Below are 16,533 nucleotides of genomic sequence, written 5' to 3' on the forward strand. Positions count from 1 at the left end.
CGGTTCTAAACCGTTTCGGGTAGAACATAGGAAAGATAGAATCGGTCAAGAAGAAGTTAGGCGTCGCGATAATCGAAACGATGTTCGTTACCGGAGGAATCAGCCTCCGGCTTCCACTTCGATTTTCTCGTCCTGTTCGGCTTCGGTGAGTACAGGGCTATCGATCTTGTCTAAAAGAGATTTTAGAATATGATAATACGGTATCGCCTTCTTGCCTGCGGCTTTTCCGAATTTGGATTCGTATACTTTACTCAAGGATTGTTCTTCGTCGTTGTCCAAGGAGTAAGAGGAGGATGCGGATCCTTCCCAAAGAGTTTCCTTGGTGTCGCATTTTTGGAGACTCGCAAGAACTTTCAGTTTGATTCCGTTCTCGGGAGGACCGAATAAGGCGGGAGCGATCCAAAAATACAGATAAGGTACGGTCCCCGTGGTGGATTCTTCCACTTTCAAACGGAGTACCCCCTGGGATTTGCCGATCTTAACTTCGCATTTCACGTTCTTATTTTCCGGATCCGGATAAACGATAAATTCCTTATGGTGGGAAAGTTCCTGCTCCGCCATGCTTTTGATCATCGCGGCTTCCGTGGAACCCGTCCCGGAACTAGGATCGATCGCAACGGTGAGCCTTTTGAAGTTCTTCAGACTGGATTCGAACTGGGGAGAATTTTTCACGTATTTCACCGTGCAATTCGCCAGGAAAAGTACGCAGACTAAACAGATAAACGAGTAAGATCTCATTTCTTTTTCACCGATTTCTTTTTGGCCGCGGACTTCTTCTTAGGGGCCGCTTTTTTGGTGGATTTCAAAGTCTTAGGCTCCGGCTGGGAGAATGCGACCGTACCGGGCATCTCGTCATCCTCTTCCTCTGGGCCGAGCCCGAATGGTATGACTTCGGATTCTTCTTCTCTTCTGTTTCGGTAAGCTAATTCCAGGATCGCAGGGAGTAGAGTCAGAGCGATCAGTAGGCAAGCGGCGATTCCTATGGTCGCCACTTTTCCAATGGAATGCAACCCTCTTTGGTCGGCCAGTAATAATGCGCTCCAACCTACTAAGGTGGTTAAAGTGGAGGCGATTACGGCCGGACCCACCATCGCAATCGCTTTCACGATATCGTGATCTTCTCTGAATCTATAATAGATATAGATCCCGTTTTGAATTCCGTAGCCTATGACGACGGGGAAGACCAAAACATTCATAAAATTTAATTTAAGATCTATGAGAGCCATGAGACCGATTGTCACAACGATTCCTAAAAGCAAGGGAATTAAGGATAGAACGGCCGGCAAGAAGGCGCGGTAGAATAGGATAAGGACGAGAACCACCAAGGCCAAGGTGATGAAGAAAGCGGCAAATCCCTCCCGTTTTACGATCAGTATGAGATTGGCGAAAAGCATCAAACTTCCCGCTGTATCCGTTTGGAAGGTATAGGATTTTGCCTGGGCGATATCCTTATAAGGCCTATGTTCCAGGATCGTATCCACCGTTCCCGGTAGGATTTTTAGGGAGAGTAACTTCTCCTTGGAATAGGAATTGAGAGCGCCCAAGAGAACCTTGGTCTCCGAGTCGGAATATTTTTCCCGGACAGGATCTATGAATCCCTTACCCGCTATTCCCGTGGAATATAGGATCGTATTCAGGGTCCTACGGGATATTTTAGGAACTTCTAATCTTCCCACTGCGGCGAAGAATTCCAGGAGTTTTCCTCCGTGCCAGAGCGCGACCTTGGGATATAGGAAGAGAAGATGACCTTTCTCCTTGGAGGTTGCCACTTCGGTGAATTGACTAGTGAAGTAATCCGGAACGGCCTTGTAATCGTAGGGTTGGACCGAAAGATAAAGCTTTGCCTTAGGAAGGTATTTTCTTTGCTCCGGTTTTAGAAAGGCGGCCTTAACAGGCTTCATGTCTTTGGCAATCTGGTCCAATACCTTGCGATTCGCCATTTGCTGGGTATAAGGAGGAACGAAATTCCAAAGAGAGACTACCTGATCCACGGAACCTGCAATGGATTCCGGCACAGGGCTCAAATAATCGAAAACCGCTTCCGATTCCTCCAGAGTCTTGACTACGATCGCTTGTGGATCGGAGGAAATATCGAAACGATCCGCGATCTCGTCGTATAGGTTCACTGATTCCAGATTTTCCACGAGAAGATTTCGACCGTTTACGTCGAACTGCGCCTTAGGAGCGAATACCCCGAAAGCCAGGACCAGAATCATGACGGTAACCGCTAAGATTCCGGGACGAGAATAAAATTTTCTTAATAAACCGGAAGGGGTCTGCTGGGCCTCGTTCAATAGGAAGTATTTGGAAAGCCCAGGGAACCATTTCAAGAGCAGGGCGATCTGTAGCGCGGTCACTCCGTACATCGCCAAGGCGATTATAATTGTACCGTATGTGGCGATGATTCCGAATTCGCTGAAACCTCTGAAATCGGAAAAGGAAAGAACGACGAAAGCGGAAGTGGTGGTCAGAGCCGAGCTGAACGACGCGATACCTGTATGATAGATCGTATCCTTGATCGCTCTTACGATATCCTGCTTCTTGGTGAATTCTTCTCGGAACCTATACAAAAATTGGATTCCGTAGTCGATTCCGAGACCCATTAGAATCGAGCCTATGATGCTCGTGATACTGTTCAATTGTCCGATCGCGAGACCGGTCAATCCGAACGTCATCAATAGCCCGCTTGCAAGGGAGAATAATAGTATGACGATAAATAAAGGATTTCTAAAGAATAGAAGTAGGAGCAGTGCGATTCCCAGCAAGGAGGCGATTCCGATCGGCTTTAACGCTCGTAGAAGGGTCTCGTAGTCGTCCTGGTTGAGTTTGTATGCGCCGGTGTAACCCGCGTAGACTCCGTCCTTTCCTAAATCCAGAGATTCAACGATCCCTTGGACCCTCTTATCCAATTTCTCCAGAAATTGGATGTCCACGAAGGAACCGGTAGGCTTGGCGAGAAGAATGAGCATCCCTTTGTCCGGAGATATATTATATTCGTCGAATATATCCCGTTTTGCCAATTTTTGGTATTTGGAGACTATATCCGTGAAATCCGGATTGTATTCCTCGTCCGACAATTTGATAAAGAAAGGATTCGCTTTTTCGATTTCCTCGTCGATCTTCCTTTTGACCCTCTTACGGACTTCCACTAGGTCTTCCGTCTTTAGGAACAAGGGAAGTCTATCCTGCAAAAAGGTTACATTATATCTATAGGAAACGAAGCGAATCAGATCCGTTTCCTTTTTCAAAGCTTCGGCGAGTCTTTCGGAAGCGTTCTTAAGCGCAATTTCCTTGGATTTATAATATGCTGCGTTCTTTTTCTTTTCCTGGTCGGCCAGTTCCAATTCTTTTTTTTGCAGCTCGGCGTTTCCATCCCGCTTGGCTTGGAAGGCTTTGACAAGATGTTCCGTCATTCCCTTCTCGTCTTTGAACTTGAGGGCAACGGTATAGAATCCGCTTCCTCCCACCATCTCGATCACCCTTTTTGTTTGGATGACGGAAGGATTATCGGAAGGGAGAAGTTGAAGGTTATCGCTATTAATGGATAATCGAGAGGCGAATAGGACCGAAAGGCCCAAAATAATCAGGAGTAATAGGGAAGAAGGGACCGGCTTGGTAAGCACCAATTCGGTCGCTTTGGATAGGATTTTTCTCATTAGTTCTTAGCAACTTTTTGGACAAGTTGGATCGTCCCTTTGACGCCGTTTTTCTTTATGGAAGGCTCTATATTCTTGGTTCTATTGATTTCTGTGGCCAGCTTTCCCTCGGTTTCAAAATCCGTAATATACCAGGCGCCGTCTATGGAACTCAGGATCCAAGCAAATCGGATCTGGTCGGAGCCCTTGTAGAGAATCGAGGATCCAATTCTGGCTTGCTCGCCTTTCAGGGAAGGTTTGTCATAGGTGATATCGATTTTATCGAAATATTTCAGGGCGATCGGAAAGGCTTTGTTTACGATATATTCCGAAATCGCCTCCTCGAATTCCTTTCTTTCGGAGGCGGTAAATTTGGAGTCTCCGATGAGTTTATCGGAGAAGCGTCCAACATGAACGAGCGCCAGGGCCTTATCGTTCTTTTTATACCTAATAAAACCCACCAATTTTTTGACTGCGGCTAACGCTTGGTCTTCGGGAGAAACGGTCTCGGTCGCAGTAGGCTCCGGAGTCTTGGTCTCTTCTTGGGAGAATAACGGAAAGGAAAGTAGAAGAAATAAACAGAAAAGCAGAATGTTAAAACGTTTCACAAGTAAATCAGACGAGCCGAAGGGGAAATTTACAATCGTGTGAAAACGAATGCGAAACCGACCCGTGTAAATTTACAGTAGCGTGCGAGGAATTCCGGAGTCAACGGAAATAAGGGTCAATCCGGACGGCCGATATCGTATATTGTGATTTCGCAATCGAATTGCGGGCACTAGTGAGGAGAGAATAGGGGGATGTTTGGCCTTGTATTGGTCGATCAGAATTTTCGTGGTATAAGCCCTGGCAAGTCTTGCGGCCTATTTGCGGTAGTTAATCTAAAAAGAGTGAGTATTTTTTTGCCGCGAACACTGTCACCCGAATCCATGTTTAAGCAGGAGTGGATAGAGACGGTGCGAAATGATCCGAGTCCGGTCGCGAAACTAGGTTCCCTTTAGGATTCGTCCTTTAAGGTGCGAGGGCGATCGACGCATCCCAGAATATTATAAAATTTGAATTTTTTGGGCGACCTCGGTCGCGGACGGGGGTCGGTTTAGGTCCCGTTCTTTCTCCAGTCCAATAGTCCGTTGGATTCGAAATATTCCAAATCCTTGGAATCGTCCAGATCCGACAATACCGGCAATAATCCCACCTGTTTGCGGGCCCATTGCATTTTTTCCAGACTCCTGGAGAATACGGTGTCCGTACTCCATTCTATCCCATGAAAAAGTTCCGGAGTATCCGAACGAAGTCCGACTAGATAATAACCTCCGTCCTTGGCAGGGCCGAGTACTACGTCCTTGTGCTCGAGTATCCGAAAGGCTTCCTTAAGATGGAGAGTATCCAACTCCGGACAATCGCTTCCTATTAGAACTGCGGAACTGGCACCGCTCTGGAAGGAATATAGAAAAGAGTTTCTCATTTTTTCTCCCAGATCCTTGCCTTGTTGCAAACGAATGAATAAAGGAGAATGCCCCCAACTTCCCAACTCGGACGGATTCGGAAGGAAGGAATCGAACCATAACGTCTTAGGAAGATCGAGTCCCTTGCAGGCGGCTTGGGTTTTATCTACCAATGCCTGGTAAACCTCCAAGGCGGCTTCTTCTCCTATATCCTTGGCCAAACGTGTCTTCACATTTCCCGGAATCGGGTTCTTTAAAAAGACATGTAAATTGGGTCCGGTCATAATGGGAGAAGCCTTGTAGGAGAATCTTGGAAGAGACTATAATCCGGGAAGGCGGGAAAAGTCACTCGCAAGTCGGGCCAAAGGGAGATAAAATTTCGTCGCATAACAATATCTTTCCAGATTCTATCCAAGAAAACGGATTAAAGGGTGGTTTTGGACCGTTTTTGGATCGAAAAGGAATTCGGTAGGAATAGACTGGGCAATTAATTTAGAACGAGTTACGAAATATTGGCGTCCCCATCGAGAAGCGAAATGCATATAGATGTTAATAAAATCGTAGAGGTTATAGTATGATTTTGAACCTGAAACGAGGGCTTTTGCTCTTCACTTTAGGGCTGATCCTATCCGGATTAGTGTCCTCCGCCTGTAAATCGGACGGAGGTGGAGGAATTCCTCCATTTCTACTCTCCGGCGGCTATACATTGGAACAAAGTAAAACCGGATTTTTCATCATCGTTCCCAAAGGAATCGCGCAATGAAAAAGATCTTTACTTTAGGATTTGCTAAGAAAGCGGTCTTAGTTCTCTTCGTATTCTTCGGAGTTTCCCTGGGATTTAAATTGGATTTCGGAAAGAAGAATAGTGCGAATCCTCTTCCGATCCGTTTGAATGTTTCGCATCTCCAACCCTTGCATGCAAGTGCCGATCAATGGGGATTCGTAAGAGGATCGGCCACCTGGGCGAGAGGAAATTCCCTCTTTATGGACGATGTAATCGGGTCCATCCAGGCTAATCCTGCGCTTGTATTTTTCGCCAGCCAAGCGGGTGGAATTACTCAACATAATTTTTCCACTACGGCCGGAACGAATTTTACGATTACTCTCAGATTGAATGACAGCTTCAGCGCGAGTTCGACGGTTTATCCCAGCACCAAGACGTTCAAAAACTATCTGGAGTTGAGGACCGAAGGAACGGACGGGACCAATTCCAACGATATCGCTTTGCAGTTTTACTGGGATGATAATCCTCGCGATTCCACTCAAAACGGTGCGTTGGTGAAATACCGTTTGCAGATGTTGAATCCGGCTGTGGAGACAGGAATTGCGGATATAGAGAGTTATATTTATTCTCCGGACGTTACTCCTGGAGGTTACTATGAATCCAAGGGATATAGTAACCAAGGGTTGGTCCAGGTGTATTCCTGGGACAATAAACTTGCGAATGATACTGAGATTGCTAAGAACGCTACAAAAGGACGAGTTATCCTGGAAGAAATGGATAATAAGACAGTATTCTGTTTCAAGACAGTTGTTCGGATCTTAGGTGCGGCGAATTTGTTACCCGGGACGGTACTTGATAGCAAAGGCTTTTGCTCGGGAACGGGAGATGAGTATTATAAGTTAGCTTATAGCCAAAAGCTGACCGGAAATCTAGAAGTAACCGCTAAGTCTGGATGGGAAGAACCGGGCGGCTCGGATCTAACTACAAACAATGGGAATCTTTGTGCTCCTTGGTCCATATCTTTGAACTACGGACTTTTTAATGTGAACGGTTTCGTAAGCGATCATGTGGCTGCGGTCGATATTCCCGCTGATTATGTGCAAGCAACAAGAGTGGACAATCTTTATCTTAGAATTGGAGATTATGGTAAATCCGGCCAGCCTACGGGAACTCCAGGAGTTGATTACGATCCGGTTCAGTGGGATAACCTGAAGAAAGCTACTATCGACGCGCTCGACATACAGTTCGCTACTTCTCCTCCGATTTAAGTTCAGAGTAGAAAATCCCATATTTCTTCCTTTCTCGAAACCCCCGGATTCCCCCGGGGGTTTTTCTTTTTAGCGAGTCCTTTTACTTGACATGCAGGTAATTGCCTGCATAATAAAAACGACATGCAAGACGTATTCAAGGCCCTGGGGGATCCGCTGCGGCGGGAGCTTCTGGATAGGCTTTACAAAAAGGACGGGCAACCCTTGGCCGAACTTTGCCGTGGCCTAAAAATACGTAGGCAATCGATTTCCCAGCATCTGGAGATATTGGAGGATGCGAACCTGGTTCTGACCCTAAAGAAGGGGAGAGAAAAGATGCATTATCTGAATCCCGCTCCGATCCATGAGATTTCGGAGAGATGGCTTAGGAAATACGAGACTAGAAAATTGCAGGCGTTGAAAAAATTTAAGGAATCGTTGGAGGACAAAAAATCATGAGCGGAACTTCGGAAGTCAAATTCGTTTACAGTAATTATATAGCCGCCGAACCGGAAAAGATCTGGGAGGCTCTGACAAACGGAGAATTTACCAAGGTCTATTGGTTCGGAAGAGGAATCGAAGGGGATTGGAGAGAGGGGGGGAAATTCCGTTTTCTGGATCCGGAGGGAAGGCCGGAGGTGGAAGGAGAAATACTGAAATGCGAAAAACCTCGGTTGCTTTCTTATACCTGGGCCGTTCCCGCGGATCATCCTATGATGGAGGCTTTCAAGGAAAGAATGGAAAAATCTTCAGCGCCGACGAAAGTCACCTTCTTACTGAAGAAGATGAAAGATCTGACCAAATTGACTCTGATCCACGAGGACCTTCTTCCCGATGATATCATAGATAATCCGGATACATTTATGGGATTGAATAACGGATGGCCGGCCATTCTTTCCTCCCTTAAGAGTCTTTTGGAAACAGGAAAGGCCTTGGTATACGAATTCTAATCGGCTTGTTCGAATAGATTCGGATTTTCTAAAGCGAGTAATTCATTTTCGTTCGGAAAATGACGAAACGTCTCCGAAGAGGATTTCTTGTCCCTAAAATTCGTATAGAGTAGGTCCAGGGACCTTCTTTCTCCTCCGTAGATTCCCCTATGAATAAGATGAGCGGAGAATACGAGAAGGTCTCCCGGCTCCTGGGGAATCCTGACCGTTTCCGGAAGCGGATCGGAATTCTTTCTGCCGTTTCTCTCCAATCGTGTATCGGATTCTATTTCCCTGTCCCAACGCAAATGGGAACGGGGAATGAATTCCATCCCCGGATCTGAGAAGAATGGAATTCTAAAATGCAGTACCTTATCCCTTTTTAAAATGATTTTCTGTTCTTCTTCCGAAACTCCCAGATATTGCATATCCCTATGCCAATAGTTTTTCTTTTCTTCGGACTCCGGATTGAAGAAAAGCTGGGTGTTCAGGAAATAAACCGATTCTTCTATTAGGTTTTCTGCAAGTTTAACCAATTTCTTCTGGGAGACGAATTGAAAGAGTCGGAGTCTATTCTGAGCCTCCGGGCAGAATTTGGGGCTGGTGAGATAGGCGCTGTTCACGGAACGAGGGTCAGGATATTCTTTTCGAAACCGGGAGTCCGCCTCCAGAAAAATTTCTCTCACTTCCCTTAATTCCGAATCGGAAAAGAAACCGGGAAAAAGCTGGAATCCTAGGCTAGGATAAGTGAGTAAATCGGTCATAAAGAGAAGAGGCGGCTTCTCCGAAAAAAAGGAATGATTCGATATTTTGCAAGAAGAAGCTTAGGATCCTCCGGATTCGGAAGATCCTTTTATTCTAAGAAGATCGCTTTCCGCTATTAGGCGGCTCTACGATCCATGTCTTGGACCGGATCTATGTCCTTCCATTCCGCAAAGGCGTGTCTTTGGGAGAGAAACCATGCTAGGGAAAGAGCAGCAAATCCTGCGATCAGTAAGAGAATTGCGCCGGAGAATCCCACATAGAATCCGGCTCCTACCAAGGAGACCAGGCGGACCGGTTCCAGATAGAGAGTCCAACGCTTCAGATCCAAAATTCCTCCCACAGTGATGAGAGAGAAGATGCTTAAGAAAAAGATCAGATACTGCATATCGGTCGGGATGCTATTGATTTTAACCAACATGGAGAATGTTCCTATAAGGGTAAGGATGAACCAGACCACTCCGTAGGCCTTCAATACGGAAGGTAGGACCACATCATATTTATGGAATGTCTTCTCGTTCACTTCCGGAATAGGATATTGTCCTCCCAATTCCTTGGGTCTCCAGCCGGGTCCTGCGAAAAAGACCTTAATCTTATCCGAAAACTTGGGCGAATGCCAGGCTTGTTGGAACATTTCCACCCAATAATGCACATTGGCCCATAGAGGGTTAAAGCTTTTAAGAGGTTTTACGGTTCCGTATACGGGAGCCTCTTCTTCTTTTTGGAAGGTTCCAAACCATTTATCGAAAACGATCAGCGTTCCACCGTGATTCTTATCGATGTATTTCGGATTGATTCCGTGATGTACTCTATGATGAGAAGGAGTATTAAACACGGCTTCGAACCATTTTGGTAACTTGTCCACCGCTCTTGTATGGATCCAGAACTGGTAGATCAGATTTAGCTGCCCGTTTAAAATCATTACAATTGGAGGAAAACCTAAAAGAGCCAAAGGAATATAAAATACCCAGGAGAATAATCCGTGGAAACTTGCCTGGCGTAGAGCCACCGTTAAATTGTATTCTTCGCTCTGGTGGTGAACCACATGCCCCGCCCAGAGGAAATTGATCTCATGGCTGAGTCTATGGTTCCAATAATAGGCCAGATCGTAGAGAATGAAGCAGGCAGTCCAGACACCTAGTATGATAATCCAGGACCAGGTGTTTGCGGAAAGTCCTAACATTTCGGAACTAGGCATCCAGGAGACGGGTTCGCTCGGCCAAGAGGGGAGGTTGAAGATCCTCCAGTTTTCGTACACCCAAAGGTATGCAAAAAACGTAATCGTCTTAAATATAATGCCGAAGATCTGGCTGTAAATCCCCGCGCTCAGGTCGTTGATCGAATCGTTCAAACGATAGAGTTTCCGGTTATGATACCAGGAGAAAGCCAGCTCCATTCCTATCAATAGGAAGAAGAATGGGATTGCGATTGTGATTAGATTTATTTTTTCCATAAACAAGCCGGTACTTCTAATATCGCCGGGAATTCGGGTCGGTCAATCCAAAACTAAAGCGGACTCTAATTCCCGGGTTTTTTTACCTATCAATTGTGATAAAAAAACTAAACCCAAGGGCGTATGCCGGTTGACGGATTACTGCGAGGGAGTCATCTTCTGGTCTATGGCAAATTCGAAATGGATGATCTACGGTGCAAACGGTTATACGGGAGAATTGATCGCAAGAAGAGCGGTTTCCCGAGGACTCAAGCCGGTAATAGCGGGTAGGAACGCAGACAAGATTTCCGAACTGGCAAAAGAATTACGACTAGAGTATCTTGTATTTGATCTTTCTCATCCGGAGGAAGTAGCTCGTAATATCCGTGGCTTCCGATTGGTATTGCATTGTGCCGGACCGTTCGTTCTCACTTCCTTACCCATGGCAAAAGCCTGTATTTCCCAGAAAGTGCATTATTTGGATATCACGGGAGAGATCCCCGTTTACGAGTCCCTGTATTCCCTTGATTCTCAGGCGGTGGAGGCGGGAGTTCTCATTTTGCCGGGTGTGGGGTTCGATATCGTTCCTACGGATTGTCTCGCTTCTTCTCTCAAAAAAACTCTTCCTACCTCCCGGTCTTTGGAACTGGCCTTTGTGGGTCTTTCCGAGGTCTCTCCCGGAACCATGAAAAGCGCTCTGGCCCAATTGCCTTACGGATCCGAGATTCGGAGGGATGGTAAAATGATCGGGGTACCCCATCTGAGCCGTTCCAGAGTTTTACAGATCGGAGGGAGATCCTACCAAGTTTACGGAATCCCTTGGGGAGACGTATTTACGGCCTATATTTCCACTGGAATTCCAAACATAGACGTGTATACGGATATACCCGCGGGGCAAGTCCGGGCGTTACGTTATATGCAACCGATTCTTTCCCTTCTGAAATTCTCCTGGATCTTGAAGGGATTGCAGGCGCTCGTAGGAAAAACGATCCAGGGTCCGGGAGAGGGAGTTAGAAACTCCGTCAAGACCCAAGTCTGGGGGGAAGTGAAAAACTCCCAAGGCAAGACGGTTACCCGTATCTTGGAATGCAAGGAAGGATACGAATTTACGGTGGAGTCCTCCTTGGCGGCGGTCTCCAAGGTGCTTTCCGGAAAAGGAGGAAAAGGATTCCAGACGCCGAGTCTTGCCTTTGGTTCCGAATTCGTTTTGGAAATTCCGGGATCCAAATGGACTACGATTTCTTCGGACGCGTCGGAACTTGCAAAAAAAAATTGATTTCGTAGGTTTATTGTCTCAGATTCTATCCATTTTCGATAGATTGATCAAATGACAGAAAGTAACTCCCCCGTAAAAGCGACACCTAGCGATTTTCTAAAAAACCTAGGGCTAATATCCCTCTGCATTTCCATTTTCTCAGGCTTGATCTTAGGACTGATGACGTTTATATTCACTCTCCTTTCCTGGGCTCAGGAAAAATCGGGCGAGGATCCTTTACAGGCTTTCTTTCAAGGATTCGGCACGGAGCAACCCGAAGGTCTTACGATAGATCGCTTGTTGCTTCTGTCCCGGCTTGGACTTGTATTCGTAGTCGTCTCCTTCGTGATTTCGATTGGGATCTACTTAAAAAAGAAATGGGCTAGGATTCCTTTCGTCTTTCTTTGCGGATATTTTATCGTATTCTCTTGGGCTTGGCTGTATTTCCTGCTCTTTTCCTTAGGCAGCGCAAACACAGCGTTCTATGAAAACGAACCGCTTGCAAAAGATCCTGGCTTCTTTAAGGATTTTTTGACTTTCATACAGAACATTTCTATCGTGAGTAATCTTTGGAACGTGGTAGTCATACTAGGTAGCGATTGGTTACTTGTGGTAGTGATACGGAAATTATTGAATCCTAATATACTTTCCGAATTCGAGAACAAGACCTGAAAGAGTCTCTTTTTCGGATCGACTTAGTTAATCGGATCGTTAGAATACAGAATGAATAAAGATATAATCCGCCTTTCCGGGCATTTTTCGTATTATGGAATCTTAATCCTTTCCCTTTTTATTTCGTTCGGATGCGTGTCTATCAAGGTTCACGTTCCCAGAACGGTTCCAGAACCGCATATGATCCAGGAGGATTGGTGGGAACTTAAATCACTGGCGATCACTTCACCTTATTTTCTGACTTCCGATATCGAAGTGGAATTTCCGGGAGAGGAACCGGCTAAATTCGTGCGTTTTGACGATGTATTTACAAGTTGGACCGGATATGGAATAGACTATTCCAATCTCTATGGTCCGGTCTCCAGGCTATTGCAAAAGGAATTTCGGGATTACCCGGACGAGTATCCGGGAAAGCACAAGGTTACGATACGCAAGTTTCGTTTGGAGTCCTTGGACCATTGCGCCTACAACGAGGTGATCGTAGAGTTCGAGGCGGAGGTTCGTTCTGAGGGAAATTTATGGGAATATAAATTTAGAGACGGAATCGAATCTCGTGCCACCGATTGCATGGCATTTGTTTCCACTCTCCCCCTTTTGGCGGGCTGGATTATCTACCTTCCATATCTGGGGCATCGAGGAAATAGAGAGGATCAACTGAACCAAATGGGAAGGGTCGCGCTTCTGGATTTTCTGGAAGCCTGGAGGAAGCATCCGGTGATAGGGACCAAGGCCAAGAGTCAGAAAGGAAAGAAAAAATGAGAAAAGCGATCCTAATTCTCACATCGATACTCTTCCTTTCTTCCTGCTATTACTCTACGGAAAAGAGATATACTGTCGCCCAACCTTACGAACCGAACGAGGAAATTTATTTCGACGATTGGCATCCCCAATTCGAAGAAGGGGAGCCGTATTCTTTTTTAGATTTCATCGGAAGTTGGGTTTGGCCTATGAGTCCGTTTTCCAAGTTGATGATCTGGGACCGTAGGATGCAAAACCATTCCTTCTCCTTCGAAACCAAAAGATATCTGAAAGAATACATCCGCGATAATAACCTGAAAGACGTCAAAGTGCGATTCAATCAATACGCACCTCTGGACGACTTCAAAAGATTGCTCGCTTCCAAGACGGTGAATCCGTTCCTAAAATGGACGATCGGTCTATACGCTTACGTGGTAAATGACGTGCTCCTTGTGGGAAGAATTTTCGGCGGAGACCATTATAATCCCTATTCTAATACCATTCATGTGTATTCGGATATTCCCGCTGTCGTAGTTCACGAGGGAGGACACGCGAAAGATTTTGCTCAAAGAGAATACAGAAGCTGGTATGCGTTGGCATATTCCGTTCCGGTTTTGGGTGCTTTTTATCCGGAGGCAAGAGCTTCCGACGATGCGATCCGATATTTCCGTTTCCGCTGCGATAAGGCCGAGGAGATGACCGCGTATCGAACCTTGTATCCCGCTTACGGCTCCTATGTGGCGGGAAGTCTGTCGGATTTGGTTCCCAGCTCTCCTTATAGTTTGCTCATCAGCACTTCCTTACTGGCCGTAGCGGCAGGCTCCGGTCATATAGTCGGATATGTAAGAGAAGGTAGAGCGGAACAAGAATGGATTCCTAAAGAATGCCAAATCGCTAATGAACTCGAAAATAAGAAATAATTTATAGATAAGAAGCTTCATTCTTTCTTCTATTTCTCGATTTTTTTGACTTTGAGATCCGGGTTTTTCGTCGTTTTTGATGGATTCCCGGTCCATTCTTCTTTCCTTTCCTCTATCTTTCTCTTTTCAAAATTGGTCAAAAACAAGGGAAAACCGGATTTCTTTGGATACACTTAGAATGTTTTTTTAATAAATTGCCTAATTATTAATCAATGATACGATTATGGTATAAAAAATAGGCGGACATTCTAATTTCTGCTTGTTTCTTGGGAGCAAAAATCGTCTCCTTCAGATAGATGGGGGGAGATTGCCATGCTCCTGACAAATTACCAAACAGATTCCTTCTACGATGAAATGTTCTCGGAAGAAGGTGGAATCCGACAAAGCTATCATACCCTGAAATCCCGGATCGAAGGGATGGACGATAAGGAACTTTTAAAACGAAAGGCCTCCGCGGAAAAGGCTCTTCTTTCTCTCGGAATCACGTTTAACGTGTACGGGGATGAAGAGGAAGAGGAAAGGATCATGCCTTTCGACATCATTCCTCGTATCGTCACCGCTTACGAATGGAAGAGAATGGAAGAAGGGCTGAAGCAGAGAATTCGCGCCTTGAATCTATTCGTCCAGGACGTATACGGGGACGAGAAGATCATCAAGGACGGAATCATTCCCAGAGAGATCGTGGAAAGTTCCACGGGTTATTTAAAAGAATGTAAAGGACTCGTTCCTCCTAAAGGTATCTGGATCCATATCACCGGAACGGATTTGGTCCGAGACGGAGACGGAAGAATGCTCGTTCTGGAAGACAATTTGCGTTGTCCTTCCGGGGTTTCTTACGTTTTGGAAAATCGAGAAGTCATGAAGAAGACTTTCCCGGAATTATTCGCAAGTCTTTCGGTTCGTCCCATTTACGATTACCCGATTCGACTCAGGGGGATGCTCGAACATGTATCCGGTAAGCCCAATCCGAATATAGCGGTACTCACACCCGGTATTTACAATTCGGCGTATTACGAGCATAGTTTCCTTGCCTCCCGTATGGGAGTTCCCTTGGTGGAAGGAACCGACTTAACGGTTCGCGACGATAAACTTTATATGAGAACTACCAGGGGCCTGAAGCAGGTCGACGTTCTCTACAGAAGAATAGACGATATCTTTATGGACCCCAAAGTATTCCGCAAGGATTCTCTTTTGGGAGTTCCGGGTCTATTCGAAGTATTCCGAAAAGGGAATGTCGCCTTGGCGAACGCTCCCGGAACCGGAGTCGCAGACGACAAAGTGATCTATTCGTACGTTCCCGATTTCATCAAATACTATCTGGGAGAAGATCCTATCATTCCTAACGTGCCTACCTATCTCTGTTCTAGGGAAAAGGATCTGAAATACGTATGCGAGAATATAGGAAGCCTAGTGGTTAAGGCGGCAAACGGTGCAGGCGGTTACGGAATGATCATCGGTCCCGTAGCTAGCGAGAAAGAGAAGGAAGAATTCGTGGCTAAGGTCAAGGCCGATCCTCGTAATTATATCGCTCAGCCTGTGCTCAGTCTTTCCAGGATTCCGACTCTCATAGAGGATAAGCTGGAAGGAAGGCATGTGGATCTTAGACCTTTCATTCTTTACGGAGAGGAAATCTACGTCATGCCCGGAGGTCTGACTAGAGTGGCTCTTCGTAGGGGATCCTTGGTCGTCAATTCCTCGCAAGGTGGAGGATCCAAGGATACTTGGGTGATGGGTTAATAATCGAAGAAGAGGCGGAGGGAAGACCTCCAAGCGGAACCGAAACATACTAAAGACTAGAGAGGTTTCCACATGCTAAGCCGAGTCGCCGAATCCGTGTATTGGATGAACCGATATATGGAGAGAGCGGAGAATTATTCCCGTTTCTTAGACGTGAATTTTCAATTGTCCCTGGATTTGAACGAGGATTCGAATCGTCAATGGATGCCCTTGGTATATACTACCGGGGATAACGAATTATTCACCAGGAAATATAATTCTCCTAGTAAGGAAAACGTAATTCATTTCATGAGTTTGGATACTGAAAATCCGAATTCTATCATGAACTGTCTCATACGAGCCAGGGAAAACGCAAGAACCATCAGGGAGAATATATCCACTCCCATGTGGGAAGTGATCAACGAGTTCTATCTTACGATCAAATCCAAGAAAAGATTCGAAGAATCGGATATGCCGGGTATCGCGGAATTCTTCAAGGCGATCCGTAACCAATGTCTTTTGTTTTACGGTTGTCAGGAGGCCACGATTTCCCACGACGAGGTCTGGCATTTCGCATTACTCGGTAGACTTTTGGAAAGAGCCGATAAGACCACACGGATCTTGGACATGAAGTATTTCATCCTTCTTCCTTCCAGAGAAGAAGTGGGTTCCACATTGGATCTGATACAATGGCTTTCCTTATTGAAATCAGCGAGCGCTCACGAGATGTTCAATCGCTTCTATACCAGAATCACCCCTAAGAATATAGCGGAGTTTTTAATCCTGGATAAGATATTTCCTAGAGCGATCCGATTCTGTTTAGCCAAGTCTTTCGATAGCTTAAAGAGCATCAGCGGAACCGATAGGGATTCCTATGCGGACGAGACGGAAAAACGGGTAGGTGTTCTTCTCTCCGAGATGAATTACGCTTCCATAGAGGAGATATTCTCCTCCGGAATGCACGAATATCTGGATCAGTTGCAAGTCCGTTTGAACGGAATCGCGTCCCAGTTGGACGAGACCTATTTTAGAAATTAATATTCAAGATTAGAAATCGC

General features: G+C 45.8%; 16 protein-coding genes. 10 read left to right on the forward strand and 6 right to left on the reverse strand.

From position 1 onward, the window contains the following. Positions 1-99: 99 nt before the first annotated feature. From LEP1GSC061_RS00155 to LEP1GSC061_RS00175, 4 genes are all read right to left on the reverse strand, one after another. On the reverse strand, positions 100-738 hold the full coding sequence (locus tag LEP1GSC061_RS00155; RefSeq protein ID WP_016544046.1) for an MXAN_6521/LA_1396 family lipoprotein: 639 nt from the start codon (positions 736-738) through the stop codon (positions 100-102). Next, positions 735-3,656 (reverse strand): efflux RND transporter permease subunit, encoded by a 2,922-nt coding sequence (locus LEP1GSC061_RS00160; RefSeq protein WP_016543452.1) that lies wholly within the window; start codon positions 3,654-3,656, stop codon positions 735-737. Before LEP1GSC061_RS00160 ends, LEP1GSC061_RS00155 begins: the two co-directional genes overlap by 4 nt. Continuing rightward, positions 3,656-4,243, reverse strand: coding sequence for an ABC transporter substrate-binding protein (locus LEP1GSC061_RS00165; protein WP_016543377.1), 588 nt, complete (start codon positions 4,241-4,243; stop codon positions 3,656-3,658). The genes LEP1GSC061_RS00160 and LEP1GSC061_RS00165 overlap by 1 nt, the downstream gene beginning before the upstream one ends. Positions 4,244-4,731: 488 nt before the next feature. Beyond that, a complete protein-coding gene (locus tag LEP1GSC061_RS00175; RefSeq protein WP_016543768.1) occupies positions 4,732-5,364 on the reverse strand; it encodes a TIGR04282 family arsenosugar biosynthesis glycosyltransferase in 633 nt (210 codons plus the stop codon). A gap of 290 nt (positions 5,365-5,654) precedes the next feature. On the opposite strand from LEP1GSC061_RS00175, the gene LEP1GSC061_RS00180 reads away from it, so the two are divergent. The 4 genes from LEP1GSC061_RS00180 to LEP1GSC061_RS00195 all read left to right on the forward strand — a co-directional run bounded on the left by LEP1GSC061_RS00180 (position 5,655) and on the right by LEP1GSC061_RS00195 (position 8,001). After that, on the forward strand, positions 5,655-5,843 hold the full coding sequence (locus tag LEP1GSC061_RS00180) for a hypothetical protein (RefSeq protein WP_016543712.1): 189 nt from the start codon (positions 5,655-5,657) through the stop codon (positions 5,841-5,843). After that, positions 5,840-7,072 carry an LIC_12337 family protein gene (locus LEP1GSC061_RS00185; protein WP_016543622.1) on the forward strand — a complete coding sequence of 411 codons (1,233 nt, stop codon included), beginning with the start codon at positions 5,840-5,842 and terminating at the stop codon, positions 7,070-7,072. The genes LEP1GSC061_RS00180 and LEP1GSC061_RS00185 overlap by 4 nt, the downstream gene beginning before the upstream one ends. A gap of 123 nt (positions 7,073-7,195) precedes the next feature. After that, on the forward strand, positions 7,196-7,510 hold the full coding sequence (locus tag LEP1GSC061_RS00190; RefSeq protein ID WP_016543650.1) for an ArsR/SmtB family transcription factor: 315 nt from the start codon (positions 7,196-7,198) through the stop codon (positions 7,508-7,510). Next, positions 7,507-8,001 (forward strand): SRPBCC family protein, encoded by a 495-nt coding sequence (locus LEP1GSC061_RS00195; protein ID WP_016543984.1) that lies wholly within the window; start codon positions 7,507-7,509, stop codon positions 7,999-8,001. The genes LEP1GSC061_RS00190 and LEP1GSC061_RS00195 overlap by 4 nt, the downstream gene beginning before the upstream one ends. Here LEP1GSC061_RS00195 and LEP1GSC061_RS00200 read toward each other — a convergent pair. Both LEP1GSC061_RS00200 and LEP1GSC061_RS00205 read right to left on the reverse strand, forming a co-directional pair. After that, on the reverse strand, positions 7,998-8,744 hold the full coding sequence (locus LEP1GSC061_RS00200) for a phytanoyl-CoA dioxygenase family protein (RefSeq protein ID WP_016544148.1): 747 nt from the start codon (positions 8,742-8,744) through the stop codon (positions 7,998-8,000). The genes LEP1GSC061_RS00195 and LEP1GSC061_RS00200 overlap by 4 nt on opposite strands. Before the next feature lie 116 nt (positions 8,745-8,860). Beyond that, entirely contained in the window at positions 8,861-10,195 is a 1,335-nt protein-coding gene (locus tag LEP1GSC061_RS00205) for a sterol desaturase family protein (RefSeq protein WP_016543853.1), read from the reverse strand. A gap of 166 nt (positions 10,196-10,361) precedes the next feature. Between LEP1GSC061_RS00205 and LEP1GSC061_RS00210 the strand changes: the two genes are divergently transcribed. From LEP1GSC061_RS00210 to LEP1GSC061_RS00235, 6 genes are all read left to right on the forward strand, one after another. Then, positions 10,362-11,450 (forward strand): saccharopine dehydrogenase family protein, encoded by a 1,089-nt coding sequence (locus LEP1GSC061_RS00210; protein WP_040507820.1) that lies wholly within the window; start codon positions 10,362-10,364, stop codon positions 11,448-11,450. A gap of 51 nt (positions 11,451-11,501) precedes the next feature. Next, positions 11,502-12,101: a hypothetical protein gene (locus LEP1GSC061_RS00215; protein WP_016543692.1), complete on the forward strand. Its 600-nt coding sequence runs from the start codon at positions 11,502-11,504 to the stop codon at positions 12,099-12,101. Between the two features lie 51 nt (positions 12,102-12,152). Continuing rightward, a complete protein-coding gene (locus tag LEP1GSC061_RS00220) occupies positions 12,153-12,860 on the forward strand; it encodes a hypothetical protein (protein WP_016543545.1) in 708 nt (235 codons plus the stop codon). Next, positions 12,857-13,759, forward strand: a complete 903-nt coding sequence (locus tag LEP1GSC061_RS00225; RefSeq protein WP_016543404.1) for a hypothetical protein — start codon at positions 12,857-12,859, stop codon at positions 13,757-13,759. Before LEP1GSC061_RS00220 ends, LEP1GSC061_RS00225 begins: the two co-directional genes overlap by 4 nt. Before the next feature lie 312 nt (positions 13,760-14,071). Continuing rightward, the gene (locus tag LEP1GSC061_RS00230; protein WP_016543776.1) at positions 14,072-15,496 is read left to right on the forward strand and encodes a circularly permuted type 2 ATP-grasp protein; all 1,425 of its coding nucleotides are present in this window, start codon (positions 14,072-14,074) and stop codon (positions 15,494-15,496) included. Between the two features lie 72 nt (positions 15,497-15,568). Next, positions 15,569-16,513 carry an alpha-E domain-containing protein gene (locus tag LEP1GSC061_RS00235; protein WP_016543725.1) on the forward strand — a complete coding sequence of 315 codons (945 nt, stop codon included), beginning with the start codon at positions 15,569-15,571 and terminating at the stop codon, positions 16,511-16,513. The last annotated feature ends 20 nt before the right edge of the window (positions 16,514-16,533 follow it).

This window comes from Leptospira wolffii serovar Khorat str. Khorat-H2, assembly GCF_000306115.2.
Classification (GTDB): domain Bacteria; phylum Spirochaetota; class Leptospiria; order Leptospirales; family Leptospiraceae; genus Leptospira_B; species Leptospira_B wolffii.

Excerpts from the sequence above, each read along its gene's own strand:
- LEP1GSC061_RS00155 (WP_016544046.1), bottom strand. The coding sequence starts at position 738 with ATGAGATCTTACTCGTTTATCTGTTTAGTCTGCGTACTTTTCCTGGCG.
- LEP1GSC061_RS00160 (WP_016543452.1), bottom strand. The coding sequence starts at position 3,656 with ATGAGAAAAATCCTATCCAAAGCGACCGAATTGGTGCTTACCAAGCCG.
- LEP1GSC061_RS00175 (WP_016543768.1), bottom strand. The coding sequence starts at position 5,364 with ATGACCGGACCCAATTTACATGTCTTTTTAAAGAACCCGATTCCGGGA.
- LEP1GSC061_RS00180 (WP_016543712.1), top strand. The coding sequence starts at position 5,655 with ATGATTTTGAACCTGAAACGAGGGCTTTTGCTCTTCACTTTAGGGCTG.
- LEP1GSC061_RS00185 (WP_016543622.1), top strand. The coding sequence starts at position 5,840 with ATGAAAAAGATCTTTACTTTAGGATTTGCTAAGAAAGCGGTCTTAGTT.
- LEP1GSC061_RS00190 (WP_016543650.1), top strand. The coding sequence starts at position 7,196 with ATGCAAGACGTATTCAAGGCCCTGGGGGATCCGCTGCGGCGGGAGCTT.
- LEP1GSC061_RS00195 (WP_016543984.1), top strand. The coding sequence starts at position 7,507 with ATGAGCGGAACTTCGGAAGTCAAATTCGTTTACAGTAATTATATAGCC.
- LEP1GSC061_RS00200 (WP_016544148.1), bottom strand. The coding sequence starts at position 8,744 with ATGACCGATTTACTCACTTATCCTAGCCTAGGATTCCAGCTTTTTCCC.
- LEP1GSC061_RS00205 (WP_016543853.1), bottom strand. The coding sequence starts at position 10,195 with ATGGAAAAAATAAATCTAATCACAATCGCAATCCCATTCTTCTTCCTA.
- LEP1GSC061_RS00210 (WP_040507820.1), top strand. The coding sequence starts at position 10,362 with ATGGCAAATTCGAAATGGATGATCTACGGTGCAAACGGTTATACGGGA.
- LEP1GSC061_RS00215 (WP_016543692.1), top strand. The coding sequence starts at position 11,502 with ATGACAGAAAGTAACTCCCCCGTAAAAGCGACACCTAGCGATTTTCTA.
- LEP1GSC061_RS00220 (WP_016543545.1), top strand. The coding sequence starts at position 12,153 with ATGAATAAAGATATAATCCGCCTTTCCGGGCATTTTTCGTATTATGGA.
- LEP1GSC061_RS00225 (WP_016543404.1), top strand. The coding sequence starts at position 12,857 with ATGAGAAAAGCGATCCTAATTCTCACATCGATACTCTTCCTTTCTTCC.
- LEP1GSC061_RS00230 (WP_016543776.1), top strand. The coding sequence starts at position 14,072 with ATGCTCCTGACAAATTACCAAACAGATTCCTTCTACGATGAAATGTTC.
- LEP1GSC061_RS00235 (WP_016543725.1), top strand. The coding sequence starts at position 15,569 with ATGCTAAGCCGAGTCGCCGAATCCGTGTATTGGATGAACCGATATATG.